This window comes from Streptomyces sp. MnatMP-M17 (assembly GCF_900091995.1).
Lineage (GTDB): Bacteria > Actinomycetota > Actinomycetes > Streptomycetales > Streptomycetaceae > Streptomyces.
In genome coordinates this window covers 1-1,353 of record NZ_FMDK01001211.1, presented here as the reverse complement: position 1 = coordinate 1,353, position 1,353 = coordinate 1, and the positions used below count along the sequence as shown (strand labels likewise).

Sequence of the window (1,353 nt, the reverse complement as noted above, 5' to 3'; positions counted from 1 at the left end):
CGCGCGCCGGCTGGAACCAGCCGGCGCGCGGGGCGGTGGATGAACGAAGGAACTTCGGTGCGGAGCATTCACCTGCCGACCGGGCTGCGGTCCGGGTCCTGCGCCTGCCGCCCGGGGGAGGCCAGCTCGCGGCGGGCCACGTAGGTGGCCGAGCGGGGGCCGGCGACGGTCAGGCCCCGCTCTCTGAGCAGGCGCAGCGCGTGCTGCGCGCAGTTGGCCGTGTAGCCGTACTGCTGGGCGACCTGGCGTGCGAAGGGCATTCTCGTTCCGGGCGGGAACGCGCCCTCGGCGATCATCTGCTCAAGCAGATCGGTCAGCTGGAGGTAGCGGGGTACGCGGCGGTGCGTCAGGGGGCTGGCGGCCGGGGCAGGCTGGAGGGGGACGAGGTCGTCGAGGCCGGGCAGCTCCAGCGGGTCGCAGGCGGAGTGGTCGGTGACGAACACGCCGCGGGTGCTGCGGTCCAGCAGTCCTTCGCCGACCAGGAGGGACTGGGCGCGCTCGATGGTCTGCAGGCCGACGTGGGCCCGCTGGGAGGGCAGTTGGGCCCCGGGGCGCAGGTGGCCGCCGTGGATCTGGGTGCGCAGCAGGTCGGCGAGCTGCACGTGGATCTTCGTGTTGAAGGACTCGACGAGCGGGGCCTGATCGCGGCCGTCGCCTCTCCACGCCCAGCCGTGATGGAGGACGACGGCGTAGTGTGCCGGGCCGCCGGCCTGTTGCCGGGCAAGGTAGTCGGCGTTGTACGCCGCCGCGGTGACCAGGGCCGAGTCCCGGTGGAGGCGCTCGAGGACCTCCTCGAACTCGGTGAGCCACACCGCCCACGGCTGGTCGGGGTCGCCGGGACGTATGCGGTCAGGGCCGAAGAGGTTCACGTCGGGGTCGCTTTCGGGGCGGAGCGGGCGGTCAGGCGAAGGTCAGGTCGCCGCAGCGGCAGAGGTCGTGCCCGCAGGGGAGGCGGTCGTCCTCGGTCAGGCGGTGGGCGTGCCGGGCGGCCGGGTGTCCGCATACGCACGGCGCGTGGGGGGAGAGAGAGCGGCGGCGCTGCGCGTGTACCGCTCCGCGAGGGCGGCGTTAACATCGCGCTCGGCCTCGGCTTCCGCGAGCTCGGCGCGCAGACCGGCCTCGTCCAGCGGGCCGGTCATCTCGGTAGTGTCGATCCGGGCCAGCGCCGTGGCGATGGCCGGCTCCAGGCAGGCGTAGGTGAGCAACAGGCTCAGTGCCTGGGCTAGTTCGTCTGCATTGCGGGCGGCTTGGGCGTGCCCGGCGGCTGTCTGGGGGTGGTCCATCTCATCTCCGCACGTGGGCTGGTTGGGTGCCTTGGCCGGCTCCGGCCGGTCCCGCCGCACAGGGCGGGAC

At 73.5% G+C, this 1,353-nt stretch carries 2 protein-coding genes; both read right to left on the bottom strand.

What is annotated here, in order from left to right:
- Positions 1–68 precede the first annotated feature (68 nt).
- Positions 69–869: a GntR family transcriptional regulator gene (locus GA0115259_RS37900; RefSeq protein WP_093605138.1), complete on the bottom strand. Its 801-nt coding sequence runs from the start codon at positions 867–869 to the stop codon at positions 69–71.
- Between the two features lie 96 nt (positions 870–965).
- Positions 966–1,353 (bottom strand): hypothetical protein (locus GA0115259_RS37895; RefSeq protein WP_218104261.1); only part of this gene is annotated, 388 nt, incomplete at its 5' end.